The sequence below is a fragment of the Enterobacter sp. Taxon_8 genome, assembly GCF_058354585.1.
On sequence record NZ_CM177989.1, the window covers coordinates 295,693 to 320,382 of the forward strand.

At 59.3% G+C, this 24,690-nt stretch carries 28 protein-coding genes; 9 read left to right on the forward strand and 19 right to left on the reverse strand.

Annotation, left to right across the window (positions count from 1 at the left end):
- The first annotated feature begins 129 nt into the window (after positions 1 to 129).
- Positions 130 to 576: an NlpC/P60 family protein gene (locus AC4IBF_RS01335; protein ID WP_232057358.1), complete on the forward strand. Its 447-nt coding sequence runs from the start codon at positions 130 to 132 to the stop codon at positions 574 to 576.
- Between the two features lie 5 nt (positions 577 to 581).
- Here AC4IBF_RS01335 and AC4IBF_RS01340 read toward each other — a convergent pair whose 3' ends face one another.
- Positions 582 to 1,376 carry an SDR family NAD(P)-dependent oxidoreductase gene (locus AC4IBF_RS01340; protein WP_115876820.1) on the reverse strand — a complete coding sequence of 265 codons (795 nt, stop codon included), beginning with the start codon at positions 1,374 to 1,376 and terminating at the stop codon, positions 582 to 584.
- A 32-nt stretch (positions 1,377 to 1,408) separates the two neighbouring features.
- Positions 1,409 to 2,290 carry a LysR family transcriptional regulator gene (locus tag AC4IBF_RS01345; RefSeq protein ID WP_115876821.1) on the reverse strand — a complete coding sequence of 294 codons (882 nt, stop codon included), beginning with the start codon at positions 2,288 to 2,290 and terminating at the stop codon, positions 1,409 to 1,411.
- Positions 2,291 to 2,389: 99 nt separating this feature from the next.
- Between AC4IBF_RS01345 and AC4IBF_RS01350 the strand changes: the two genes are divergently transcribed.
- The 8 genes from AC4IBF_RS01350 to arnF all read left to right on the forward strand — a co-directional run bounded on the left by AC4IBF_RS01350 (position 2,390) and on the right by arnF (position 10,595).
- Complete coding sequence (locus AC4IBF_RS01350; RefSeq protein WP_008503103.1) at positions 2,390 to 2,893, forward strand: phenolic acid decarboxylase; 504 nt, start codon at positions 2,390 to 2,392, stop codon at positions 2,891 to 2,893.
- Between the two features lie 326 nt (positions 2,894 to 3,219).
- On the forward strand, positions 3,220 to 4,359 hold the full coding sequence (gene arnB / locus AC4IBF_RS01355; RefSeq protein ID WP_491463118.1) for a UDP-4-amino-4-deoxy-L-arabinose aminotransferase: 1,140 nt from the start codon (positions 3,220 to 3,222) through the stop codon (positions 4,357 to 4,359).
- A 1-nt stretch (position 4,360) separates the two neighbouring features.
- Entirely contained in the window at positions 4,361 to 5,344 is a 984-nt protein-coding gene (gene arnC / locus AC4IBF_RS01360; protein ID WP_115876823.1) for an undecaprenyl-phosphate 4-deoxy-4-formamido-L-arabinose transferase, read from the forward strand.
- Entirely contained in the window at positions 5,341 to 7,323 is a 1,983-nt protein-coding gene (arnA, locus tag AC4IBF_RS01365; RefSeq protein WP_133295281.1) for a bifunctional UDP-4-amino-4-deoxy-L-arabinose formyltransferase/UDP-glucuronic acid oxidase ArnA, read from the forward strand. The genes arnC and arnA overlap by 4 nt, the downstream gene beginning before the upstream one ends.
- Positions 7,320 to 8,222 (forward strand): 4-deoxy-4-formamido-L-arabinose-phosphoundecaprenol deformylase, encoded by a 903-nt coding sequence (arnD, locus tag AC4IBF_RS01370; protein WP_491463119.1) that lies wholly within the window; start codon positions 7,320 to 7,322, stop codon positions 8,220 to 8,222. The genes arnA and arnD overlap by 4 nt, the downstream gene beginning before the upstream one ends.
- Positions 8,219 to 9,874, forward strand: coding sequence for a lipid IV(A) 4-amino-4-deoxy-L-arabinosyltransferase (arnT, locus tag AC4IBF_RS01375; protein ID WP_143345629.1), 1,656 nt, complete (start codon positions 8,219 to 8,221; stop codon positions 9,872 to 9,874). The genes arnD and arnT overlap by 4 nt, the downstream gene beginning before the upstream one ends.
- Positions 9,874 to 10,209 carry a 4-amino-4-deoxy-L-arabinose-phosphoundecaprenol flippase subunit ArnE gene (gene arnE, locus AC4IBF_RS01380; protein ID WP_232057400.1) on the forward strand — a complete coding sequence of 112 codons (336 nt, stop codon included), beginning with the start codon at positions 9,874 to 9,876 and terminating at the stop codon, positions 10,207 to 10,209. The genes arnT and arnE overlap by 1 nt, the downstream gene beginning before the upstream one ends.
- Complete coding sequence (arnF, locus tag AC4IBF_RS01385; RefSeq protein ID WP_115876827.1) at positions 10,206 to 10,595, forward strand: 4-amino-4-deoxy-L-arabinose-phosphoundecaprenol flippase subunit ArnF; 390 nt, start codon at positions 10,206 to 10,208, stop codon at positions 10,593 to 10,595. The genes arnE and arnF overlap by 4 nt, the downstream gene beginning before the upstream one ends.
- Here arnF and acpT read toward each other — a convergent pair.
- The 17 genes from acpT to AC4IBF_RS01470 are packed head-to-tail and all read right to left on the reverse strand — an operon-like array spanning position 10,543 to position 24,658.
- Entirely contained in the window at positions 10,543 to 11,160 is a 618-nt protein-coding gene (gene acpT, locus AC4IBF_RS01390; protein ID WP_127732533.1) for a 4'-phosphopantetheinyl transferase AcpT, read from the reverse strand. The genes arnF and acpT overlap by 53 nt on opposite strands.
- 2 nt (positions 11,161 to 11,162) lie before the next feature.
- Entirely contained in the window at positions 11,163 to 12,392 is a 1,230-nt protein-coding gene (locus tag AC4IBF_RS01395; RefSeq protein ID WP_115876829.1) for a beta-ketoacyl-ACP synthase, read from the reverse strand.
- Positions 12,389 to 13,120, reverse strand: a complete 732-nt coding sequence (locus AC4IBF_RS01400; RefSeq protein ID WP_111963734.1) for a 3-ketoacyl-ACP reductase FabG2 — start codon at positions 13,118 to 13,120, stop codon at positions 12,389 to 12,391. Before AC4IBF_RS01400 ends, AC4IBF_RS01395 begins: the two co-directional genes overlap by 4 nt.
- Complete coding sequence (locus AC4IBF_RS01405) at positions 13,117 to 13,590, reverse strand: hotdog family protein (protein WP_133295278.1); 474 nt, start codon at positions 13,588 to 13,590, stop codon at positions 13,117 to 13,119. Before AC4IBF_RS01405 ends, AC4IBF_RS01400 begins: the two co-directional genes overlap by 4 nt.
- Positions 13,587 to 14,756, reverse strand: coding sequence for a beta-ketoacyl-[acyl-carrier-protein] synthase family protein (locus AC4IBF_RS01410; protein ID WP_127732530.1), 1,170 nt, complete (start codon positions 14,754 to 14,756; stop codon positions 13,587 to 13,589). Before AC4IBF_RS01410 ends, AC4IBF_RS01405 begins: the two co-directional genes overlap by 4 nt.
- Before the next feature lies 1 nt (position 14,757).
- The gene (locus AC4IBF_RS01415; protein WP_115876832.1) at positions 14,758 to 15,336 is read right to left on the reverse strand and encodes a DUF3261 domain-containing protein; all 579 of its coding nucleotides are present in this window, start codon (positions 15,334 to 15,336) and stop codon (positions 14,758 to 14,760) included.
- Positions 15,333 to 17,657, reverse strand: a complete 2,325-nt coding sequence (locus tag AC4IBF_RS01420; protein ID WP_252093627.1) for an MMPL family transporter — start codon at positions 17,655 to 17,657, stop codon at positions 15,333 to 15,335. Before AC4IBF_RS01420 ends, AC4IBF_RS01415 begins: the two co-directional genes overlap by 4 nt.
- Positions 17,626 to 18,231 carry a LolA family protein gene (locus AC4IBF_RS01425; protein WP_115876834.1) on the reverse strand — a complete coding sequence of 202 codons (606 nt, stop codon included), beginning with the start codon at positions 18,229 to 18,231 and terminating at the stop codon, positions 17,626 to 17,628. Before AC4IBF_RS01425 ends, AC4IBF_RS01420 begins: the two co-directional genes overlap by 32 nt.
- Positions 18,228 to 18,650, reverse strand: coding sequence for an acyl-CoA thioesterase (locus tag AC4IBF_RS01430; protein WP_023309526.1), 423 nt, complete (start codon positions 18,648 to 18,650; stop codon positions 18,228 to 18,230). Before AC4IBF_RS01430 ends, AC4IBF_RS01425 begins: the two co-directional genes overlap by 4 nt.
- A gap of 3 nt (positions 18,651 to 18,653) precedes the next feature.
- Positions 18,654 to 20,345: a glycosyltransferase family 2 protein gene (locus tag AC4IBF_RS01435; protein WP_143345627.1), complete on the reverse strand. Its 1,692-nt coding sequence runs from the start codon at positions 20,343 to 20,345 to the stop codon at positions 18,654 to 18,656.
- Positions 20,336 to 20,689, reverse strand: a complete 354-nt coding sequence (locus tag AC4IBF_RS01440) for an ApeI family dehydratase (RefSeq protein ID WP_111963741.1) — start codon at positions 20,687 to 20,689, stop codon at positions 20,336 to 20,338. The genes AC4IBF_RS01435 and AC4IBF_RS01440 overlap by 10 nt, the downstream gene beginning before the upstream one ends.
- Complete coding sequence (locus tag AC4IBF_RS01445) at positions 20,676 to 22,037, reverse strand: class I adenylate-forming enzyme family protein (RefSeq protein ID WP_348943249.1); 1,362 nt, start codon at positions 22,035 to 22,037, stop codon at positions 20,676 to 20,678. The genes AC4IBF_RS01440 and AC4IBF_RS01445 overlap by 14 nt, the downstream gene beginning before the upstream one ends.
- Positions 22,030 to 22,617, reverse strand: coding sequence for a COG4648 family protein (locus AC4IBF_RS01450; RefSeq protein WP_491463120.1), 588 nt, complete (start codon positions 22,615 to 22,617; stop codon positions 22,030 to 22,032). Before AC4IBF_RS01450 ends, AC4IBF_RS01445 begins: the two co-directional genes overlap by 8 nt.
- Positions 22,618 to 22,623: 6 nt before the next feature.
- Entirely contained in the window at positions 22,624 to 22,875 is a 252-nt protein-coding gene (locus AC4IBF_RS01455) for an acyl carrier protein (RefSeq protein ID WP_024908875.1), read from the reverse strand.
- A gap of 10 nt (positions 22,876 to 22,885) precedes the next feature.
- Positions 22,886 to 23,143 carry a phosphopantetheine-binding protein gene (locus AC4IBF_RS01460; RefSeq protein WP_008503081.1) on the reverse strand — a complete coding sequence of 86 codons (258 nt, stop codon included), beginning with the start codon at positions 23,141 to 23,143 and terminating at the stop codon, positions 22,886 to 22,888.
- Positions 23,124 to 23,939, reverse strand: coding sequence for a lysophospholipid acyltransferase family protein (locus AC4IBF_RS01465; protein WP_133295272.1), 816 nt, complete (start codon positions 23,937 to 23,939; stop codon positions 23,124 to 23,126). Before AC4IBF_RS01465 ends, AC4IBF_RS01460 begins: the two co-directional genes overlap by 20 nt.
- Complete coding sequence (locus tag AC4IBF_RS01470) at positions 23,936 to 24,658, reverse strand: beta-ketoacyl synthase chain length factor (protein WP_133295271.1); 723 nt, start codon at positions 24,656 to 24,658, stop codon at positions 23,936 to 23,938. Before AC4IBF_RS01470 ends, AC4IBF_RS01465 begins: the two co-directional genes overlap by 4 nt.
- Between the last annotated feature and the right edge of the window lie 32 nt (positions 24,659 to 24,690).

Genomic DNA, 24,690 nt, shown 5'->3' on the forward strand with positions numbered 1-24,690 from the left:
TTGAACCCCACAGGTAAGGAAAAACTCACTCACTACTTCTTTCTTGATATGACTCTTAGATCGCTTATTTCAATCCTCACGTTAAGTTTTGCTTCGTTTTCTGCGTTTAGCTTTCAACTTTCAGCGTCGATGGTCTCGATGAACAGTGAGCTGGCAGTTTCACCGGCGAAATCTGCGCTGGTGCATCAGGAAACAGGCCCGCTGCGCTCGCGTATTCTCGATCAATACCAGAAATGGAAAGGCACCCAGTACCGGTGGGGCGGAACCACGCATCGCGGGGTGGATTGCTCCGCGCTGATGCAGCACCTGTTTAGCGATGCGGCACACCTTAATTTACCCCGCACGACGCGCGAGCAAATTCATCGCGGCGTGCAGGTGGCGCAATATCGCCTGAGGCCCGGAGACCTGGTATTCTTCCAGACGGGTCCGAACCGCAAGCACGTTGGCGTTTATATTGGCGACAGCCAGTTTATTCATGCCTCAAGCAGCCAGGGCGTAACGGTTTCAACCCTGACGGATGATTACTGGCAAGCACACTATATTACCGCTCGTCGGGTCGCAGGCAGCGCGGCCTGACTGCATCAGATGATGTCATCCACGACGCCACCATCGACGCGCAGCGCCGCGCCCGAGGTGGCGGAGGCCTGGGTCGAACAGACATAAATCACCATATTGGCCACCTCTTCAACCGTGGCCGCGCGCTGGATAACCGAGCTGGGGCGGTTGGCCATCACAAACTCTTTCGCCAGCTGCTCCAGCGATTTGCCGGTTTTTTCGATTTCATCTTTCATCATCTCTGCGAAACCGTCAGACATCGTTGGCCCCGGCAAGACGCTGTTGACCGTCACGCCGCTTCCCGCCACGAACTTCGCCAGCCCGCGCGCCAGCGAGAGCTGCGCCGTTTTGGTCACGCCGTAGTGGATCATATCTGCCGGAATATTGCAGGCCGACTCGGAGGAGATAAACACCACACGTCCCCAGCCTTTCTGCACCATGCCCGGCAGAAGGGCGCGGGACAGACGCACGCCGGACATCACGTTGGTCTGCCAGTAACGCTCCCAGGTCTCATCGTCGGTGGCATAGAAATCCTGCGGACCGTAAATCCCGGCGTTGTTGACCAGAATATCGACGTTATTCGCCACCTTCAGCAGCGATTCTACCCCTTCCGCCGTGCTGAGATCGGCAATCGCGGCGCGCACCTGTACGCCTGGCACTACCTGCTGCAGCTGCTGAATGCCTCTATTCACCGATTCCGTGCTCCGGCCATTGACGATCACTTCCGCACCGCTTTCTGCCAAACCTCTGGCAATGGCGAATCCGATCCCGCCGGTTGAGGCGGTTACCAGCGCCACTTTCCCCGCAAAGTCGATTTTCATCATCTGCTCCTTATCGTTTTAACGTTCGGACCTTAAAGCGTAGCAGGTGAGGATGGCGGCTCCTGGCTAAAAAGGCGCAATAGCGTCTCAACCTGCTCATCAAGCGGGGCGAGAGAGCGCTTTATAATCAGGTGTAGCGGCGTTGCCCTGCGTGCGCCGTGGCTCAGCGGCAGGCGTTTCAGTACGCCCTGATCCAGCTGGGTCTGGATACGTTCCTCCGGCAGCCAGCCGTAGCCGACCTGAGAGACCACGGCCTCAATGGCGGCATCAATGGTGGAGAAGGTCCACGACTCGCCGGCCGCGCGCGCGGCGGGCTGGCTGTCCGCAATCTGGATAAGCGGCCACGGGCGTAGCATGTCGTCGTTAAGCGGCGCGTCGAGGTGAAAGAGGGGATGCTGATGATGGGCCACGGCAACAAAGTCGATATTCATCAGCCATTCGCCGAGCCCGGTAATATCCTGGCGGCGGGTTAAGACCATCACATCGGCTTCGTCGTTAATGGCATCGGCGCGGGTATTTTCCAGCACCTCGGTCAGACGTACCTGGGTCTGCGGATACTGCTGCTGGAACTCACGTAGAATAGCGAACAGGCGGCGGCGCGGGAAAATGGAGTCCACCACCAGATCCAGCCGCGTGCGCATTCCGTTGCGAAGGGTCGCTGCGCGCGTCTCAACGTACGAAAAGGCTTTCAGCAGCGGTTTAACCTGGTTGAGCAGCAGTTCTCCTGCCGGCGTTAACACCGCCCGTCGTCCTTCCGGCACCAGCAGCGCCACGCCGAGTCGCTCCTGCAGCAGCGACAGGTTATAGCTCACCGAGGACTGGCTGCGGTGGGTTTCTTCCGCGGCTTTGGCAAAGCTGCCCGCTTCCACCACTTTCGCCAGTAAAGACCATTGTTCCAGCGTCGTCTTGTGCATAATTTATCTAAATTTTGGATGAATTTGATTAAAACATAGCGTTATTCATTCATTTTTTGAAGGGGTACGATCGTCTCATCAAAACAAAGGAGACATCTTATGAACACCTTCGACAAACACGACTTAAGCGGCTTCGTTGGCAAACACCTTGTTTATACCTACGACAACGGCTGGAACTACGAGATTTACGTCAAAAATGAGACCACGCTTGATTACCGTATTCACAGCGGCCTGGTGGCAAACCGTTGGGTGAAAGATCAGCAGGCTTACATCGTGCGGGTAGGGGAGAGCATCTATAAAATTTCCTGGACCGAGCCAACCGGCACCGACGTCAGCCTGATTGTGAACCTGGGCGACAAACTGTTCCACGGCACCATCTTCTTCCCGCGCTGGGTCATGAACAACCCGGAAAAAACAGTCTGCTTCCAGAACGATCATATTCCGCTGATGAACAGCTATCGCGATGCGGGCCCGGCGTATCCAACCGAAGTGATTGATGAATTTGCCACAATCACCTTTGTACGCGACTGCGGTGCCAATAATGAAAGTGTGATCGCCTGCGCGGCCAGTGAATTACCGAAAAACTTTCCAGATAACCTGTAATAAGCGCGACAATTAACTAAAAAGAAAAGTTCCCGGCTATTTCATATTATTTTGAAATGGCCGGGATTTTTTTTGTTTGTTGATGTATGGTTTAAATCATCCCATTTCAAAATGTTGCGGAAGATCACATCAAAAATATTTAATATTAAATTAACTTGTTGTTTTTCAATTGGCTGCTAGTTGTCTTATAGCGTTGTAAACGCTGTCTTAATTTTTCCCTAAGGAAAGAGAGATACTTTGATATAAGTTTATGGTTCGTTGAAATAAACGGGCCAGCATTTGGTTAATATCAAAAACGTGCCATTTTGATTGCAAGGAAATTAATAATGAATGATTTTCTGCCTTTTTCGCGACCGTCGATGGGCGCTGAGGAAATTGCGGCGCTTCAGGACGTTTTGATGTCGGGCTGGATCACCACTGGGCCTAAGAATCAGGAACTCGAAGAGGCATTCTGTCAGCTTACCGGGAATCAACACGCAATTGCCGTCTGTTCCGCCACCGCGGGAATGCACCTCACGCTGATGGCGCTGGATATTGGCCCGGGCGATGAAGTCATTACCCCCTCCCAGACCTGGGTCTCCACGCTGAATATGATCGTACTGCTGGGCGCCACGCCGGTCATGATTGATGTGGATAAAGACACATTAATGGTGACGCCAGAAGCCATTGAAGCTGCCATTACCCCGCGTACCAAAGCCATTATTCCCGTTCACTATGCCGGCGCGCCGTGTGAAATCGACGCCATTCACGCCATTGGTGAACGTCACGGTATTCCGGTGATTGAAGATGCGGCCCATGCCGCCGGAACGTACTACAAAAACCGTCACGTTGGCTGGAAGGGAACGGCAATTTTCTCCTTCCACGCCATTAAAAACATGACCTGCGCGGAAGGCGGCCTGGTGGTCACCGATAATGCCCAGCTGGCACAGCGGATCCGCAGTCTGAAATTCCATGGCCTCGGCGTAGACGCCTATGATCGTCAGACGCACGGCCGCGCGCCGCAGGCGGAAGTGATCGCACCGGGCTATAAATACAACCTGGCGGACATCAACGCCGCGCTGGCGCTGGTGCAGTTAGGCAAACTGAAAGAGGCCAACAGGCGCCGCCAGGAAATCGCTGAACGCTACCTGCGGGAGCTTGCCGATACGCCGTTCCAGCCGCTCACCATCCCGTCATGGCCGCACGTGCACGCCTGGCACCTGTTTATTATTCGCGTTGATGAAGCGCGCTGCGGGATCTCACGCGACAACCTGATGGCGGCGCTGAAAGAGAAAGGCATCGGTACCGGCCTCCATTTCCGCGCGGCCCACACGCAAAAATACTACCGCGAGCGTTTTCCTGATGTATCGCTCCCGAATTCTGAATGGAATAGCGCGCGTATTTGTTCTCTCCCTCTTTTCCCGGACATGACTCATGACGACACAACCCGCGTCATTACCGCACTCCATCAGCTTGCAGGACATTGATATGTTCAGTGCACCGCCTGTACAAAAAGTTTCCGTGGTAATCCCGGTTTACAACGAGCAGGAGAGCCTGCCCGAACTGATCCGCCGTACAACGGCCGCCTGCGACACGATGGGCAAGGCCTACGAAATTCTGCTGGTGGATGATGGCAGTAGCGACAATTCCGCGCTGATGCTGACCGAAGCCGCACAGGCTGAAGGCAGCCACATTGTGGCCGTGCTGCTCAACCGTAACTACGGCCAGCACTCGGCAATTATGGCGGGGTTTAGCCACGTCACGGGCGATCTAATCATCACCCTGGACGCGGACCTGCAAAACCCGCCGGAAGAGATCCCGCGCCTGGTGGCCAAAGCCGACGAAGGCTATGACGTGGTCGGCACGGTACGTCAGAACCGCCAGGACAGCCTGTTCCGTAAGCTCGCCTCGCGTACCATCAACCGTCTGATCCAGCGCACGACCGGTAAAGCGATGGGCGATTACGGCTGCATGCTGCGCGCCTACCGCCGCCACATTGTCGACGCCATGCTGCATTGCCATGAGCGCAGCACCTTCATTCCGATTCTGGCGAATACCTTTGCCCGTAAGGCAACGGAAATCCCGGTCCTGCACGCCGAGCGCGAGCACGGGGAATCGAAGTACAGCTTTATGCGTCTCATCAACCTGATGTACGACCTCATCACCTGCCTGACCACCACGCCGCTGCGTCTGCTGAGCGTTTTCGGCAGCATCATCGCCGTGGCCGGTTTTGGGCTGTCCGTTCTGCTGGTGGTACTGCGACTGGTCTTTGGCCCGCAGTGGGCGGCGGAAGGGGTCTTCATGCTCTTTGCCGTGCTGTTTATGTTCATCGGCGCCCAGTTTGTCGGGATGGGGCTCCTCGGTGAATACATTGGCCGTATCTATAACGACGTTCGCGCACGTCCGCGCTACTTTATTCAACGTGTTGTCCGTCAGGAACACAAAGCATCTCAAGAGGAAATTCACCCATGAAAGCTGTTGTATTTGCCTATCACGATATGGGGTGCACGGGCACGCTGGCCCTGCTGGAAGCGGGCTATGACATTGCGGCAATCTTTACCCATCCGGACACGGCCGGAGAGAACAACTTTTTCGGCTCCGTGGCGCGTATCGCCGCCGAGCGTGGAATTCCGGTTTATGCGCCGGACGACGTCAACCACCCGCTGTGGGTGGAGCGCATTCGCGCCCTCGCGCCTGACGTCATCTTCTCGTTCTACTATCGCAACCTGATCTGCGACGAGATCTTAGGCCTGGCCGCAAAAGGCGCCTTTAATCTTCATGGTTCTCTGCTGCCCGCCTACCGTGGCCGCGCCCCGCTGAACTGGGTGCTGGTGAACGGTGAAACGGAAACGGGCGTGACGCTGCACCGCATGGTACGCCGTGCGGATGCGGGCGCTATCGTGGCACAGCAGAAGGTCGCTATTGATGCGGACGATACCGCGCTGCAGCTGCATCAAAAGCTGAACGCGACGGCACAGACGCTGCTGCGTGATGCGCTGCCGGGCATCCTTAACGGTAACTTCAGCGAAACCGCACAGGACGAGAGCAAGGCAAGCTGCTTTGGCCGCCGCGCGCCGGAAGATGGTCGTCTGGACTGGAATAAACCGGCCCGCCAGCTGCACAACCTGGTACGCGCCGTAACCGATCCGTGGCCGGGCGCCTACAGCTTTGCGGGCGTAAGCAAATTCATTGTCTGGAAATCCCGCGTGCGTGACGACATCCCGGCCGCTAAACCGGGCACCGTCGTCTCCGTCTCCCCGCTGATTGTGAGCTGCGGCGAGCAGGCGCTGGAGATCGTCACCGGACAAACCGACAACGGCCTGTACGTTCAGGGCACCCAGTTGGCGCAGTCTCTGGGCCTGGTGGCCGGGGCGCTGATCACCAGCGCGCCGGTTGTTGCCATCAAACGCCGCACCCGCGTGCTGATCCTCGGCGTGAACGGTTTTATCGGTAACCACCTGACCGAACGTCTGCTTAAGGACGATAACTACGAGATTTACGGTCTGGATATCGGCGCGGACGCGATCAGCCGCTTCCTGGACAACCCGCGCTTCCACTTCGTGGAAGGGGACATCAGCATCCACTCCGAGTGGATTGAATACCACATCAAAAAATGCGACGTGGTGCTGCCGCTGGTCGCCATTGCCACGCCAATCGAGTACACCCGTAACCCGCTTCGCGTTTTCGAGCTGGACTTCGAAGAGAACCTGAAGATCATCCGCGACTGCGTGAAATACGACAAGCGCATCATCTTCCCGTCCACCTCTGAAGTGTACGGCATGTGTACCGATAAGAACTTCGATGAAGACACCTCTAACCTGGTGGTCGGGCCGATCAACAAACAGCGCTGGATTTACTCCGTCTCCAAACAGCTGCTGGACCGCGTGATTTGGGCCTACGGTGAGAAAGAGGGCCTGCGCTTTACCCTGTTCCGTCCGTTCAACTGGATGGGGCCACGTCTGGATAACCTGAACGCGGCGCGTATCGGCAGCTCCCGTGCAATCACCCAGCTGATCCTGAACCTGGTGGAAGGCTCGCCAATCAAGCTTATCGAAGGCGGGAAACAGAAACGCTGCTTTACGGATATCAGCGACGGTATCGAAGCGCTGTTCCGCATCATCGAAAACAAAGATAACCGCTGCAACGGTGAAATCATTAACATCGGTAACCCGGACAACGAAGCGAGCATTCGCGAGCTGGCCGAGATGCTGCTGGCCAGCTTTGAGCGCCATCCTCTGCGCGATAAATTCCCGCCGTTTGCCGGTTTCCGCGAAGTGGAAAGCAGCAGCTACTATGGTAAGGGCTACCAGGACGTTGAGCACCGTAAGCCAAGCATTCGCAACGCGAAGCGCTGCCTTAACTGGACGCCGACGGTGAAGATGGAGCAGACCATTGATGAAACGCTCGATTTCTTCCTGCGCACCGTGGAGCTGTCGGAACAGGTCTCATGAAAAAAGTCGGTTTACGCATTGATGTCGACACCTTCAGGGGAACGCGTGACGGCGTACCCAAACTGCTGGAGCTGCTGAGCAAGCACGGCGTGCGCTCCAGCATTTTCTTCAGCGTGGGGCCTGACAACATGGGGCGCCATTTATGGCGTCTGATTAAACCGGCATTTCTGTTCAAAATGCTGCGCTCGCGCGCAGCATCCCTCTACGGCTGGGATATTTTGCTGGCAGGCACCGCCTGGCCCGGCAGACGCATCGGCGCGGGTAATGAAGCGGTTATCCGCGAGGCGGCGCAGCATCATGAGGTGGGTCTGCACGCCTGGGATCACCATGCCTGGCAAGCCTGGGCGGGCGTCTGGGATATCCCGCGCCTGTCCCGTGAGGTCGAGCGTGGAATGCTGGAGCTGGAGGCCATTATCGGTCAGCCCGTGCGCTGCTCCGCCGTGGCGGGATGGCGTGCGGATCAGCGCGTGGTGAAAGCTAAAGAGGCCTTCGCGTTTCGCTACAACAGCGATTGCCGCGGAAACGGGCCCTTTTTACCGCTGTTAGGCGAAAATCGCTACGGTACAGTGCAAATTCCGGTCACGCTTCCTACCTGGGATGAAGTGGTCGGGCGCGAGGTGAAAGCGAATGAGTTCAATCGCTACATTCTGGACCGCATTCATCGTGACGCCGGCACGCTGGTGTATACCATCCATGCCGAAGTGGAAGGGATTGCGTATCAGCATGATTTCGACGAACTGCTGACCATGGCCGCTCAGGAGGGCATCGAATTCTGCCCGTTGAGCGAGCTGCTGCCAGACGACCTCAGCACCCTGCCCGTAGGCAAAGTTGTCCGTAATGAAATGGCTGGCCGGGAAGGCTGGCTTGGCTATCAACAAACCGTGAGTCCGGCCCCATGAAAACAGCCCGTTATGGCTTAGCGCTTCTCGCACTGTTTATCGTTTACTACCTCATTCCGGTCGATATCCGCCTGCTCTGGCAGCCTGATGAAACGCGCTATGCGGAAATCAGCCGTGAAATGCTGGCCTCCGGAGACTGGGTAGTCCCGCATTTTCTGGGGCTGCGTTACTTTGAAAAGCCGATTGCCGGCTACTGGATCAACAGCATCGGACAGATGCTGTTCGGGCACACGAACCTCGCCGTGCGCGCCGGGTCTATCTTCTCTACCGGCTTAGCCGCGCTGCTGGTCATCTGGATGGCCTGGCGTCTCTGGCGGGATAAGCGCACAGCCATTTTCTCCGGTCTTATCTTCCTGACCCTGTTCCTGGTGTATGGCATCGGCACGTATGCGGTACTGGATCCTATCATCACCCTGTGGCTGGTGGCGGCGATGTGCAGCTTCTGGCTGGCATCACAGGCGCAAACCGTTGCCGGAAAAGCGGGTGGCTATGTGCTGCTTGGGCTGGCCTGCGGGATGGGGGTGATGACCAAAGGCTTCCTGGCGCTGGCGGTACCGGTGATTGGCGTGCTGCCGTGGGCAATCGCCCAGAAGCGCTGGAAAGAGGTGCTGATTTTTGGCTGGCTCGCGATCCTGAGCTGCGTGCTGATTGTTCTGCCATGGGGGCTGGCCATTGCGCAGAGAGAGCCTGACTTCTGGCGTTACTTCTTCTGGGTGGAGCATATTCAGCGTTTCGCCCAGAGCGACGCGCAGCACAAAGCCCCGTTCTGGTACTACGTGCCGTTCCTGATCGCGGGTAGCCTGCCGTGGCTGGCGCTGCTGCCCGGCGCGTTTCGTCTCGGCTGGAATGACCGACAAAACGCGGGCGGTGGGTTCTATCTGCTGGGATGGGTGGTGATGCCGCTGCTGTTCTTCAGCATCGCCAAAGGCAAGCTGCCGACCTACATCCTGCCGTGCTTTGCCCCGCTGGCGATCCTGATGGCGCGCTATGCCTGCCTCGCGGCGGAGAAAGGCGCCAGAGCGTTGCGCATTAACGGCGGAATTAACCTGGCGTTTGGCGTTATCGGCGTGGTGGCCGCGCTGGTGGTCTCCCCGTGGGGACTGTCTAAGCATCCGGTCTGGACCTCGGTCGAACTGTATAAAGTGTTCTGCGCGGTGGTCGCGTTCCTCATCTGGGCCGCGGTAGGCTGGTTTACGTTCCGGCAGAGCCAGCAGCGCTGGTGGCTGGCGGCTCTGTGTCCAGCAGGCCTGGCGCTGCTGATTGGTTTTGCTATTCCTAACCTGGTGGTGGATTCCAAACAGCCGCAGTCGCTGGTCGATACCGTGCGCGAGCCGCTGCAGGAGAGCCGATTCGTGCTCGCCAATAACGTAGGCGTGGCGGCTGGCCTTGCGTGGGAGCTGAAGCGCAATGACATCACGCTGTTTGGTCAGAGCGGCGAACTGCGCTACGGGCTGGATTATCCCGATGTGAAAGATCGTTTTGTCAGTGAAGACGACTTCGCGCAGTGGCTGGCAACGCATCGTCAGCAGGGGCGCGTGTCGCTGGTCATGCTGCTCTCAAAACGCGACGATATTTCACGGGCGAATTTACCGCAGCCGGACAATCTCTATATCCAGGGGCGTCTGGCCTTGCTGGAGTACCTGCCGAAGTGATGACCTGGATCTGGCTGATACTGGCAAGCCTGCTCAGCTGCGCTGGGCAGCTGTGCCAGAAACAGGCCACCCGTCCGGCGAAAGCCGGGCGGCGCGGGACGCACATCGCGCTGTGGCTTGGTCTGGCACTGCTGGCGCTGGGCAGCGGGATGCTGGTCTGGCTGGTGGTGCTGCAACGCCTGCCTGTCGGCATCGCGTACCCTATGCTGAGCCTCAATTTTGTCTGGGTGACGCTGGCGGCGAAGGTATTCTGGCGTGAAAACGTCGCGTCGCATCACTGGCTGGGGGTGGGGTTCATCATCATGGGGATTGTTATCCTGGGAGGGAGCCTGTGAAAGGGACTTTCTGGGCCTTATGCAGCGTGCTGTTAGTCAGCGCAGCGCAGCTGTTGCTGCGCGATGCCATGCAGGCACTGCCGCCGGTCAGCGATGTTCTGGCGCTTATTTCCGCGCTGTGGCACTTCTCATCCGGCACGGGGGCGCTGCTGCTGGGGTTGATGGGGTATGTGGCCTCCATGGGCTGCTGGTATCTGGCGCTGCATCGTATGGCGCTCAGCAAAGCGTATGCCTTGCTGAGTCTTAGCTACATCCTGGTGTGGGCCGCGGCGATCCTGCTGCCCGGCTGGGGAGAACGCTTCTCCTGGCACGGGCTGGTGGGCGTCGGGTTTATTATTCTGGGTGTGTTAGTGATTTTTCTGCCCCGAACGTCCCGACGTGAATAATCGACTCGGTGGTCAGGGTGTAAGGGGTCGATGTACAGACGGCAAGGCTCAGCGAACCGACCTGTAGCTGGCTGACCGCGTGCGTCTGCGCCGTGCTGTCGATGCTGACAATCTGCCAGGCGCTGCCGCCGCGCTGCTTTATGATCGCCTCTTTTCGCGTCCAGATACGCCAGAAGGCGGCAAGCCGTTCCTCTGGCGCCTCGCGCTCAAGCTCATCATGCTCCGTCATGCTGAAGACCGCATTCGCCAGCGCCTGCCAGTTTTTCCTGGGACGAATCACTTCGATATCACAGCCGACTTCGCCTTCATCGCTCATCAGCAGGGCGATATCGTCACCGCTGTGGCTCAGGTTAAACCACAGCGGATGACCCTTCGCAAAGGCCGGTTTCCCCTGCTCGCCGTAAATAATGTCGGGGAGTGGGTGAGGGGATAACGTTCTCGCGAGCAGCGTCCTCCCGGCCAGCCAGGAGGCCTGTTGGGCACCCTGAGGTGCCCTGTCTGCGAGCGTTGACGCCAGCGGGTCCGCGCAAAGGGTGGAGATTTTTCCCAGTACAAACTGGTACATAGTTACGCCCAGCGTTTAATGATAATCGAGGTGTTGATGCCGCCAAACGCGAAGTTATTGCTCTGCAAATACTCGCAGTCAATCTGACGGGCTTCTCCCATAATATAATCTAAAGCACCGCATTGCTCATCCGGCTGCGTTAAATTGAGCGTCGGGGCAAACCAGCCTTCACGCATCATCTGCAGGCTCATCCACGCTTCCAGCGCGCCACAGGCCCCAAGCGTATGGCCAAAATAGCTCTTCAGCGAGGAAACCGGCACGTTATCACCGTAGATAGCGGCAGTGGCCTGGCTTTCGGCGATATCGCCGCGATCGGTGGCGGTACCGTGCGCGGAAATATACCCCATATCCCGGGCGCTTAATCCCGCCATGGCCAGCGACTGCTCCATGCAAATCTGCATGGTGTCACGCTGAGGCTGGGTGATATGGGCCGCGTCACAGTTGGTGGCAAAGCCCACGATCTCGCCATAGATTGTGGCCCCGCGCGCTCTGGCGTGCTCCAGTTCTTCTAGAATCAGGGTGCCAGCGCCTTCCCCAATGACCAGACCATCGCGCTGCGTATCGAACGGTGAAGGGGTGGTTTTGGGTTCGTCGTTACGCTGGCTGGTGGCAAACAGCGTGTCAAACACCGCTGCTTCAGACGGACACAGCTCCTCCGCGCCACCCGCGACCATCACGGTCTGATACCCGTGGCGAATCGCCTCCCAGGCATAGCCAATCGCCTGGCTGCCGGAGGTACACGCGCTCGACGTCGGGATCACGCGGCCGCGCAATCCAAAGAACAGACCGGTATTCACCGCGGTCGTGTGCGGCATCATCTGGACGTAGGTTGTCCCGGTGATGTTATTGGTGTGCTTTTCGGTAAGCATGGTGGCGAATTCGCTGACCGGGCCGGTGCTGCCTGTCGAAGAACCGTAGGCGATACCCGTTTGACCATTGGTGAGCACCGCTTCGCCAATCAGCCCCGCCTGCTCCAGCGCCAGCTCGGTGGCGCGGGTCGACATCAGCGACACCCGGCCCATGGCGCGAATACGCTTGCGGGTATAGTGTTCCGGCAGCGTGAAATCATCGATCGGCGCGCCCAGCAGGGTATGCAGGCCATCATAGACCTGCCATTCCGGCATTTTACGCACCGCGTTTTCATACGCCAGCAGCCTGCTGGACACGGATTGCCAGTTTTCGCCAAAGGCGGTCACGCCGCCCATGCCCGTAATCACCACGCGACGCGTCATAGCATTCCTCCGTTAATGGAAATGACCTGGCGGGTAACGTAGCCCGCAATATCCGACATCAGATAGCTTGCCAGCCCGGCGACTTCTTCAGCCTGGCCCATACGTTTCATTGGGATGATGGACATCGCTTCCTTCAGCGCGGCTTCTTCCATCTCAATCATGCCGGTATCAATCAGCCCCGGGGCAATGCAATTCACGGTGATTTTGCGTTTTGCCAGCTCAATCGCCAGCGCTTTGGTGGCGCCGATAATGCCCGCTTTTGCCGCGCTGTAGTTCACCTGCCCGCGGTTACCCATCACGCCGGACACGGACGATAAGGTGATAATGCGTCCTCCTTTACGGGTGCCAATCATCGGCATAATGCAGGGGTGAATGACGTTATAAAAACTGTCGAGATTGGTGTGGATCACGCTGTCCCAGTCGTCTTCGCTCAGCGCCGGAAAGGCGCCGTCGCGGGTAATTCCGGCGTTGCTGACAACGCCATACCATGCGCCATGGGTTTCAATCTCCTGCTCCAGCACCTCGCGGCACTGTTCGCGGTTGCCCACATCAAAGGCGAGTAGACGACCGTTCCCACCCGCCTGCGTGATGGCGTCCAGCGTCTCCTGCGCGCCTGCGGCATCACGATGGTAATGCACGCCTACGGTAAACCCGTCGGCGGCAAGCTGGCGGGCAATGGCGCGCCCTATGCCTTTGCTGGCCCCTGTGACCAGTACGGAACGACTCATGCGTTAGATCCCTGATTAAATAGCGATGTTAATTCTTCTGCGCTCGGCTGGAAGGTATTGACCCGGCCCGTGGCTAGCGTCTCTTCATTAGCGGAAATTGCGCATTCAAAACTGCCGAAGCGTTCGTCCTGCATCAGCAGCTTAACGGTAATGTCCAGCGTCAGGCCTGCGGCGAAATGCCCGCTGGCGCAGACCAGCTCACGCGCGCCGAGCACCATGCCCAGCGCGATATGTTCCTGCCCCTGCTGCTGACGATGCCAGCCTGACCAGGCGCCAACGGTCTGCGCCATTAGCTCAAGCGCGTACCAGCCCGGCAGGTCGCCATCGGCATTGAGAAACGGCGCCAGCACGCTTCGCCCGTTGACTGCCACGCGGCAGACCGCCATCTCGTCCGTAACTTTCTCTACGGACCCCAGCAGCATCATCGGCGCCTCGTGCGGCAGATAGGCTTCGGGTGATAAGTAGCTCATGAGGCTCTCCCCAGCAGAATGCTGGCGTTGTTGCCGCCAAACGCGAACGAGTTAGACAGAATAACCGGCTTTTTCAGCGCGATGTGCCGGTGCAGCAGGCCGCACGGCGCCAGCGTGTCGTCGGGCGCGTAGCGGGCGAAGTCCTGCGGCGGCAACGGTAGATCGCGCGAAAGAATCAGCCAGCTCAGGGCCGCTTCGGTAATACCGGCAGCGCCCAGCGTATGGCCGGTAAGGTGTTTGGTTGAGCTGCACGGCACGCTTTCCCCGAAGAGATCGTGTACCACCTGCGATTCAATCTGATCGTTAAGCGGCGTGGCCGTGCCGTGCAGGTTGATGTAGCCGATATCCTCCGGCTGCATGCCCGCTTCGTTAAGCGCCTGAGTAATCGCCCTTATCGCTCCTTCGCCCTGCGGATGCGGGGCGGAAATATGGTACGCATCGCTGGATTCACCCGTCCCGAGCAGCGCCACGTCGGCGGGCTCGCGGCTCAATACCATCAGCGCGGCGGCTTCTCCGATGGTGATCCCCTTGCGGTCGCGACCAAACGGTTCGCAGAGCGTAGGGGAGAAGGATTCAAGGCTATTAAAGCCGTTGACGGGCATCCGGCTCAGGGTATCTGCTCCGCCGACGATGGCGATGTCAACCAGCCCGGCTTCGATCAGACGTTTGCCGCCGATCATCGCCCGCGCGCTGGAAGAGCAGGCTGTTGAAATCGTATAGGCCGGGCCTTCGAGCTGAAGCCAGCTGGCGAGGAAGCGGGACGGATCGCCAAGCTCCTGCTGCGGATACTGCCAGCGCGTGCTTGCTTCGCCATGGGTCATGCGCTGTACGTGCTCATCGCCTTCATCCAGCCCGGAGGTGCTGGTCCCCAGCACCACGGCCACGCGATCGCGACCGACGCGGGCGATAGCCTCGTCGACGGCTGGCTGAATCTGCGCCAGCGCGGCCAGCAGCAGCTGGTTATTGCGGGTGCGGTGTGCGGAGAAGGTGTCCGGGATGGGCGGCAATTCGCCTTCCACGCCGCCCAGAACGGCTTCGGGTGAGTCCTGCAACCAGCCGGTCCGGGCGTGCATACCCGGCGCCACGCCTGCCACCAGGTTCGCGGCAATCATATCAGGCGAGTTGCCCAGCGCGTTGACCATGCCAACAGCGGAAATATAAATCATCTCAGTCACCCAGATATTGAATGGTGATGTGGTATTTGAATACGTGTTGCTCGATGCTGATCGGCTCGCGTTTGCCTTTACGCTGCAGGTAGACAATCTCCGTCACCAGCTTGCCGCTGGCGTTACGCAGCTCGCGTCGATCGCCATTGTCCGTTAGCGTCCAGCCCTTCGGCAACTGCGGCTGCCAGGCGCTAATTGGCCAGTGGCTTAGCATCACGTCCGCCAGCACCTGGCTTGCGGGCGGCAGCTGCGGCACAACGATCGACTGTTCGGTATGAATACCGGTCTCATCGTACGTCGCCAGGAACAGACGAATGCCCACGGAAGAGAGCCCGGCCAGCGTCACCTTATGCGCATCCGCGTTGAGCATCACCAGCAGAGATTGCGTTTGTCCGTTAAAGCTGCCGGTCAGCAGCTGCTGGGAGCTTACCGCCGGGCTGATGCCGGGCGGCGGGAGCGTCACTCTGGTTCCCGGCTGGAGCCAGGCCTGAGGCCGCGTCTCTTTGGTATCGGTCGAATGGCTGCAGCCCGCCAGCAGCAGCGCTGCGGTTAGCGCGACGGCGCGATAAAAAGCGTTCATTTACGTTTTCTCTCTTTCTTATCCGGCATCGCCAGCGGCGCCAGCAGGAAGGCGGTAAAAATACCGCTCACCAGCACGATACCAAAGCTGCTGATGGCCTGGGTGGCGCTAAAGACGAGCATGCCCAGCGTCAGCAGCGTGGTCATCATGGCCAGCGTAATCGCCAGCATTGAGGTCAGCGGCGTACCGCGCGGGTTGCTGAAAAACAGCGTGTAGTTAATGCCAATGCCGAGCACCAGTACCAGCGCCAGAAGTGAAAACAGATTCACCGGGTGGCCCGTTGCGGCCAGGACCGACAGCCCGCAGGTCAGCGACAGCAGGGACGGCACCAGGCTTATCAGCCCTTTACGCCAGCCGAGGCGCAGCATAGCCCCGCAGGCAATCACCGCCAGCGCCGCAAACAGTAGCCCCGTCAGCAGCGTGCGATAGAGGGAAAACAGGCTGTCAAAGCTGGCTTTGCGATCGACCCAGACGACGCCGTCATGGCGCGCGGCCAGCTCACCGAGGTAAGCGCTGTTTTTCGCACCGTCCACCGGCACGAGCACGCCGCTTTCCCCGTCTGGCAGGGTCAGCCAGAGCAGACGCCAGCCTTCGCTCGCCGGGCTTTTAAGCCACGCGTCCACGCTGACCGGCATGGCGTCGAGATTCGGGGAGACGGCGTTGAGCCCGGCGTTTTTCAGCACGTTCATTACCGCAGGCGCGGCGTTCTGTAGAAGCGTAAGATCGCTTTTCTGGCGGGCCAGCGAGTTCAGCGGCAGGGTGCGCCAGCGGGCAATTTCTCCCGCTTTTTGCGCCTCCGCCAGCGCCGGGGTAAAGGCTTCCAGCCGCTCCAGCGTTTGCTGAGGCGAGGCGCCGTGAACCACAAACCATTTCTGATCGACGCTCTGTCCGGTCAGGGCGGTAATGGCCTTCTCCTGCGCCAGAATATCTTTCGGCAGCGCCTGCAGCTGGGCGATGTCGTCGTCCACCCTCAGCGTACTCATCCCCACGGCGGAGAGCAGCGCCAGCGCGACGGGCAAACCAACGGACAATTTTTTACTGCGCCGCCAGGCGGCCAGCCAGCGCAGCATCAGGACCATAAATGGAACCGGGCGCACCGGTAACCCGCGGCACAGCCACGGATGCCAGAAAATCACCGTCAGGCAGGAGGCGCTCAGCCCCACGGCGGCGAACACCGCCATCTGGCGGATCCCGGGGAAGGGGGCCAGCATCATAATCAGGTAGGCGGCGACCGTCGTCAGCAGCGCCATCAGCAGCGCATTGCGAACTTTGTCCAGGCTTTGCCAGGGGGAAAGCTCCGCGCCGTGCACCATCCGTTCGGTCAGGTAGTAGAGCGTGTAGTCGGCTGAAATACCGATGATGCTCATGCTCATCACCAGCGTCATCAGATGCAGCTCGCCAAAGAGCAGCAGCGTCACCACCGTGCCCGCCAGCGCGCCGATGGCAATCGAGAGCACGCTCAGCAGCAGCGGACGCAAAGAGCGGAACACCGCCACGATGAGCAGGAACACGCCAAGCAGGGTGGCGATGCCCAGCGTTGAGACGTCGCGTTTGGCCTGCTGGCTGGCGTAATCGCTGTAAAACACGGTTCCGCGGGAAAGCAGCTGTGCCTGCGGGTAACGGGCTTTGAGCGTCTCCTGCAGCGCGTTAAGCGTCGTCACGAGCCGGTGGGTCTGCTGCATATCAAACGACGAGCCCGCCAGTTCACCGTGAAGCAGATACCAGTAGTTTCCCGCCTCATCTTTTGTGACCAGCCAGCCGTCCATCAGCCGCAGCTTCTGGCCGTTTTGCGCCAGAGCGAGCTGGGAGCCGCGCATCAGCATCAGGGGATCGTTTTGCAGCTCTTTGCCGCTGACGCCGGAAAAGGCCGAATAGAGCTGAGATAAAATCCACTGCGCCTGTGCTTCTCCGCCGTTTTGCAGGCGGGCGCGGGTGGCGGGATCGATCAGGCCATTTCGGTGCTGCCAGAAGAACTCTCCCCAGGCCTTTTGCCCTGCGGCGTCCATCGGGCCTTTGACCTCGCTAAGCGAATCAGTGCTTTGCAGCAGCGCCAGCCACTGCTGCGCCACGCGCGGATCGGGCTCTTTGCCGGGGCTGACCAGCCAGACCAGCTGGCGGTCGAGACGCTGCATAAACCCGTCGTTGAGCGCCGGCGGGATCGCCCCCAGCGTCTGTTTCGGCAGCATGGCCAGCACGCTGCTGTTCAGACGCGCGCCGGGCAGCAGCGACATCAGCACGCCCAGCAGAATCAGGCATAGCGTGGCCCACAGCAGCGCCGGGCCCAGGGATTTACGGTGCGGCAAAGCGTTGGCGTTCGTCATCGGTCAGGCTGGCGGGCGTCAGTTGGTGGCGTGAAAGGGCGATATCGGTACGGTCGCCCTGTTTGTCGTTGAGTCGAATCGTCTCCAGATAGGTCGCGCCGCCCAGATCGAGGGTGGCGAAAATCTTGTCCAGCGGCGTCGTTTTTGGCGTAAGCACCAGCGACCAGCGGCCCGCTCCCAGGTCTTTAAAATCGATGCGGAAGTTCTCTTCCAGCACCTTGCGGTCGGCCTGGAACAGGGCGCGCAGAAGATGATTGAACTGGAACATCTGCGGATTATTGTCGGCAGTGATGGTCTGCGGCGGCTGGCCGTTGATTGCCTGAACCATCCGCTTGTCGTCCAGCAGCAGCGTCATCGGAAAAGGCGCTTTTTGATCCCACAGCAGGCCGCTGTCGCGGGCGATCAGCATTTCGCCCTGCGAGCGCAGCGGCTGCGGCATATCTTTTATCGTGCGAACCTGTTCGAAGTGCGCGCGCACCACGGGCTGCTCGGTGAAGCGCTGCTGCAGTTCATCCAGCGTCACGGCGCTTACCAGCGGGCTGAGGATTAGCGCCAGTAAAGGCAACCATTTCATGGCGTTACTCCCATACGTTCAAACAGTATTGCCGGGCTCACAAAGCACATTTCGCGGGTGGCTTCTTCCACCGCCACCTGGATGGTGTAACCGGTGGTCGTGCGTTTGCCGGTCTGCGCATCGAAAATTTGATAGGCAATGCGCAGGCGGTTTTCATACTCTTCAACGTGCGCGCGGACGCGAATACGCTGCTCAAAGGTCACCGCATCGCGGTATTTCACCCGCGTGTCGACGACGGGCCAGACGTAGCCGGAGGCCTTCATCTGGCGATAGCCATAGTCAAACTGATTGAGCAGCGCCTCGCGGGCGATCTCAAAGTAGCGGAAATAGTTACCGTGCCAGACCACGCCCATCATATCGACGTCGTGGAACGGAACGGTGATCTCGACTTCAGTCGTAAAGCGGGGATCGGTCAGCACCCTTTACTCCTTTTCACTGGACTCTGGCAGATGCCAGAAATCGAAAAAATTAAACCAGTCGAGCGGCGACATGAGGGCGTAATGCTCCAGCCGCTGCGCGTAGCGATCGACGGTATCCTGCAGCGCCTGCTGGCGTTCACCGCGCGGCAGGTGCAGCGGATCTGCAAACGGTTCACAGTGCAGGACGAGCTTACCCTGCTGGCGCAGGGCAAAAATCAGCACCACAGGGCAGCGCAGGATGGAGGCCAGGATAAACGGCCCCTGTGGGAACGGCGCTGGCTGCCCCATAAACGTACTCCAGATCACCCGCCACTCGCCGCCACGCTGCGGATTCACCGCGATGCGATCGCCCACAATCGCGACCCATTCTCCCCGCTCAAGCTTCTCTTTGATGGCGATCGCGGTGTCCGGGCCGATGTCGGTGACCGACATCAAATTCACGCTGGCCTCGGGCGCCATTTCGCTCATGATCTGCTTAAAGCGCTGGGCGTTCTCGCTGAAGACCAGGGCGGTGATAATTTTGCTGCCGTCCAGCTGGGCCAGGGCCCGGCAGGCTTCTACGTCGCCAAGATGCGAGGCCAGCAGCAGCTTGCCCTGCGGCGCCGCTATATTAAGCGTTTCGCTCGCGCCGGCGGCAAAGACCACGTCGCGATCAAACTTCAGCTCGCCGCGCCAGCTGGCGACCTTATCCAGCATCGCGTTGCCGAAGCGCATAAAATGGAAAAAGCTGTTGAGCCGCGGGGGAACGGGCATGTTCCGCTTATGCAGTTCTTGCTTGACCCTTCCAATCCACTGCCGCGAGGCCTGCCGTGCAGGACGTGCTATAAGCCAGTACACGCCGATCACCGGCCACAGCAGCACGGTAAAGGCCCGCCGACCCAGCAGTTTCCAGACGCGCAGCATCAGGCGCATCCCCCACAGACCCTTGACCTCGTCCTGCTGCGCCCAGTGCTGGCGGCGTCGACGGAAAAGCAGGCCGGGCATGCGGGGCAGCATGCCGAAGAAGAGTCGGGTATGCATCAGGGAGATCCGCACGTTATCTTTTAACGCATCGAAGTGGGACAAGCCGTCCTGCGGGTAGGTGACACGGGTGGGCAAAAAGACGCTGGTGTTGCCCTGCCAGTAAAGACGGACCATCACTTCGGTGTCAAAGTCCATCCGTTTACCGAGCGTTTCACGCGCTGCCAGCCGCAGCGTGGGCGAGACCGGGTAGACCCGAAAGCCGCACATGCTGTCTTTAAGCTGCAGGGATAAGGTCTCAATCCAGACCCAGACGTGGGTTATCCAGCGCCCGTAGAGTCGCGAGCGCGGAATGGAATCATCGTAAATGGGCTGGCCGGAAATCAGCGCGTCCGGGTGGCGCTCCGCCAGCGCCAGCAGTTTGGGGATATCTTCGATGGCGTGTTGGCCGTCCGCGTCCACCTGCACGGCGTGGGTATAGCCCGCGTGCGCGCACTCTTCCAGCCCCCTGATGACCGCGGCACCTTTTCCGGCGTTTTGCGCCAGACGGACCAGCGTCATCTGCGGCTGCTCAGCCGCCAGGCGCTCAAGCTCCTGACGGGTGACTGCGTCGCTGCCGTCATCCACCACCAGGCACGGCAGGCCGAACGGCGCGAGACGTGAGAGCACGCTGGCGATCATGGCGCCGTGGTTGTAGCACGGGATCAGCACGCAGGGGCGGAAGGTTACTGACATAGCCGAATTTTCCCGCTGCTGGCGGTATGGCGCTCAGCCCCTGCGTGACGCTGGTAGCTGAAGGTCAGCATCTGACGTTCAGCATGCCACTCAAGCATCAGCGTCACCGTGGTTTCCGGCAGCAGAGGTGCCTGGAACTTCACGTTTTGAATGCTGTGAAAGCGGTAGCCCGGTGCCAGTAACGTCGTGGCGTAGTGCATCACCCAGTCAAGCTGCGCAACGCCGGGCAGCAGCGGCTGTACGGCAAAATGGCCCTGAAACCAGAACAGCGCCGCGTCGAGATGCAAAACGATCTCCAGCTTCTCCGGCTGTGTCTGGTGGCGCTCAATTTCATGAATTTTCATGAAATAACTCCTCTAACTGCGCATAGACACGCTTGTTCATACTGTTTACCGGCATTTCATCGACAATACGCCAGTAGCGTGGAACGGCGACCGGCTCAAGCCACGGCAGCAGGGCGCGACGCCAGGCGAACTCCTGCGCTTTTTTATCCTGCATATAGCCGCGCTGACGAACCGCTTCGTCCAGGACCAGCAGGGCGCCAATACCCTGACGGCCCCCGCGCGTGACCGGCAGGGCCGCCGCTTCGCAAATGCCGTCGAGCTCCAGCAGGCGACGTTCGATCTCGTTAAGCGAGATGCGCTTTTCTTCAATTTTGACCACCCGCCCGCGACGCCCGGCGATGCTGAAAAGCCCCTCGCTGTCGAAGTGGAGGATATCGTCCAGCTGGAGTCCTTCAGCCTCGTGGATCAGTGGCGACGTGACGCGACAGGCGTCATCTTCCTGATGGAAGATAACGCCGGGGAACGCGAGCCACGGCACGTTATCCTGCTGGCGATGGCGCCAGGCGAGGATCCCGGTTTCGGTGCTGCCATAAATTTCATCCGGCCAGATGTTAAGCCAGCCAGCGGTGGTGGATACGTCGCACCAGGGCAGCATTCCGCCTGCTGAAATCAGCATTCTGACGGGCGGCGCGGGAAGCTCCGTATCCAGGCGCTTCAGGAACGCCGGGCTGCTGATGAACAGGTAATGCCTGTCATGAGGAAGGGCGGCCAGTTGTTCTGCGTAATAGAGCATCGCGGCATGCAGCGGCAGGCCCAGCGCCATCGGCAAGACGATACGGAATGTCAGGCCATACAGGTGTTGCGGTACGACCGAGGCCACAATGCTGCATCCGGCCAGACGCTCACCAAAGCGGTTAGCCAGCAGGCGGGCTTCGCGATCCAGACTGACGATGTGCTTAACCACCCGGCGCGGGGTGCCCGTGGAGCCGGAGGTGAACAGTTCAACAAAGCGGCTTTCGTCAATGTCCGGCAGGGGCGTCCAGTGGCGAGCAGTCTGATGGCTGGAGGCCACCACAATCAGCTTGCCATGGAAATCGAGAGTCCTGTCGCTCAGGACGCCGCTAAACAACGACTGCTGTTCTTCAAGCTGCGAGACGCGGCTATGGCCGGGAATGACTGGCGTTTTACCGGCATGCAGCGAGGCCAGCAGCGCAACGATAAACAGATAGCTGTTTTCAAAGCACAGCGCCCAGCGCTCGCCTTCCTGCTGACGCAGGGTGTCAACCAGCAAGGTCACGTCGTGGCGCAGCTGGCCCAGCGTCCAGGTACGATCGTCAAGCCAGGCAACGGGCATGTCGTCAGGGCGCGGGGCGTTCAACCACTGGCCCAGCGGAAGGGGGTTAGTCATTGTGCATCTCTTTTTTTATCACCCGCTGGCGGACCAGCCACTCGGTCGCCATCAGCGTTCCCATCAGGATATAAGCCACCATACCGTTCCACAGCGTCCACAGATGCAGGTCGCCGTGGAGAACGGTGAACAGCGCCATCGCGCCGTTTCCGATGAAAAAGCCGCACCAGACGAGGGTCACCCTGCGGGTATAGCGCACGCCCTCCGGGGGCAAATCCGGCTCGCGCAAGCGCGCCAGCCGTTCGACCAGCGGCATCGCGGTCCACAGCGAACCGCCAAACACGACCAGCATCACAAGGTTGACGACCACCGGGTAGAACAGCAGCCACTGGTGGGTTTTCAGCAGGTAGCTTGCCGCGCAGAGCGCAATGCCCGCGAGCGCCACGCACTGCACCACATACCGCATCGGGCCACGGTTCCGCTGTGCCTGACGCAGCCGCAGCAGCAACATCAGCGCCATCACCGGTAACAGCCACTGCAGGCTGTTGTGCGTCAGCCCAAATCCAATCAGAAAAGGCCACGCCAGCAGCATCAGACCCGTCAGCAGTGGGATGAGCGGGAACGTCCGTCCACCACGCACGACGTCTTACTCTTCGCGCAGAAGCTGTTCGACGGCGTCTACCACATCCTGAACGGTACGAACCGATTTGAAGGTTTCCGGCTTGATTTTCTTACCGGTTTTCTTCTGCAGATGAACGATCATGTCCACCGCGTCAATGCTGTCCAGCTCCAGGTCTTCATAAAGACGGGCTTCGGGCGTAATGTCCTGCGGGTCGATTTCAAAGAGCTTGGTCAGAAGGCCGCAGACTTCCTGATAAATGGTTTCTTGTTCAGTCATCGTTCACATCTCAGGCGCGTTGAGCGTTGATAAAGGACGCCAGCGTGGCGACGGAAAAGAAGTGCTGGCGCATCTCTTCGCTTTCGGCAGAAAGCACCACGCCATACTGGTTTTTCACGGCCAGACCCAGTTCCAGCGCGTCAATGGAGTCCAGACCCAGTCCATCGCCAAACAGCGCGGCATCGGTATCAATATCCTCTGCGGTAAGCTCGTCCAGATTCAGCGTGGTGATAATGAGATTCTTAATTTCAAGATAAAGCGCTTGCATCATTAATTCCTGACAAAGATTGAAGGCCTGATGTTAATCGATGCTCCAGATGCCGGTTTAACTGCCTTGCCGCCAGCGCCGGTTCTTGTTCATTTGCATCGTAAAATTCGTCGATGTTCACGCGGTCGCGGACATCCACGGTGAAAACAGGTTTTTCTGGCGGTACATCATACCAGTGACTTTTTTTATCCAGCAGATGTTCGCTACAGTGGATCAGCACCACCCGCAGATCGCTGTTACAGCGCACGGCGATATTAGCCGCGCCGCGCTGGAGGGAGATAGCCTCGCCAAACCGGGTTCGCGTGCCTTCCGGGAAGATCAAAAGCGTGTCGCCCTGAGCCAGACGCTGCTGGCTGGCCGCGAGCAGGGGCTCGGCTTCGCTGTTAATCAGGTAATCCGCCGCGCGGATGACGCCGCTGACAAAGGGATTACGCAGCAGCGCGCTCTTCACCAGACAGTCGGTTTCTGGCATCACCGACGCCAGAATCACGTAGTCAATTAACGTGGGGTGGTTAGCTACCACCAGACAACCCCGATCGCTGCGCAGCGCGTCAAGATTGTGAATGCGATAGTCCAGTACCCCGAGTCCGCGCGCAACGGTCAGGAAGAAACGGAAGCTGGCCGCAATGCTGCGACGCGCCAGACGTCGACGGTTGGCGCGGTCGCGCTGGACGATCAGCAGCAGGTTGAACCAGACCAGCGACAGCAGCAGTCCGCCCACGCCAAACAGCGCGAAGCAGAATCCGGTCATCACCAGACGCCATAACCAGTTGATACGGGCAGCCAGGTGGTTCATGCGCGCGTCCATTGCCACAGCAAACGTTCGCCGGGCACTACAAACTGGCGTTCCTCGCTGAGATAGCGCTGCAGGAACATCAGGCTTTGCGGCAGGGCGGGTTCTTCACCCGCGCTGCCGCTGTGGGTTTCACACTGCAATTCCTGGCCGGATTCAATGACCAGCGCCAGTGCGTAGGGCCAGGTGGGCATCTGCTGCGGTAACGCCGGATGGTAAAATTCCGGCAGCGCGCCGTCAAAATCGACCAGCAAGACGCGGGAGTAGCCGGCATGCAGCAGGCTCAGCACTTCACATAAAGCCTGCTGGAAGGTGTCCAGCCCGGCAGAAATGGATGACGAGACGATGGGCTGGCGTGCGGTAATCGTGAGATTGCCCACCGCCGAGTTGTGCACGGACATGGCGAAGTCGGTGGGCGATACGGACTGGCCGGTTGCCAGAGCATGCAGAATACGGTAGTTGCGCTCCAGCTCACCGTGGCGACTGGAATAGACGACGGCATCAATGGCGTGGTTTTGCAGCATGGCAAGACCAATATCCACCGCCAGCTTGCTGCCTGAATTGAGGCGGCGCGCGGTCATCATGGGTAAAGCGGTCAACCGGGGAAGCGGGGCAGCTGGATCGACGGCCAGCTGCAGGCGAGACCACGCCTGCCACTCTGTGGCATCGCTGAGTCCTGGCGCTCTGGCCTGCCAGTCGATAATGTTCAGTGAAAATTTCATCTACGCGCGTCCGCGAAAAAAACCGTATTCAA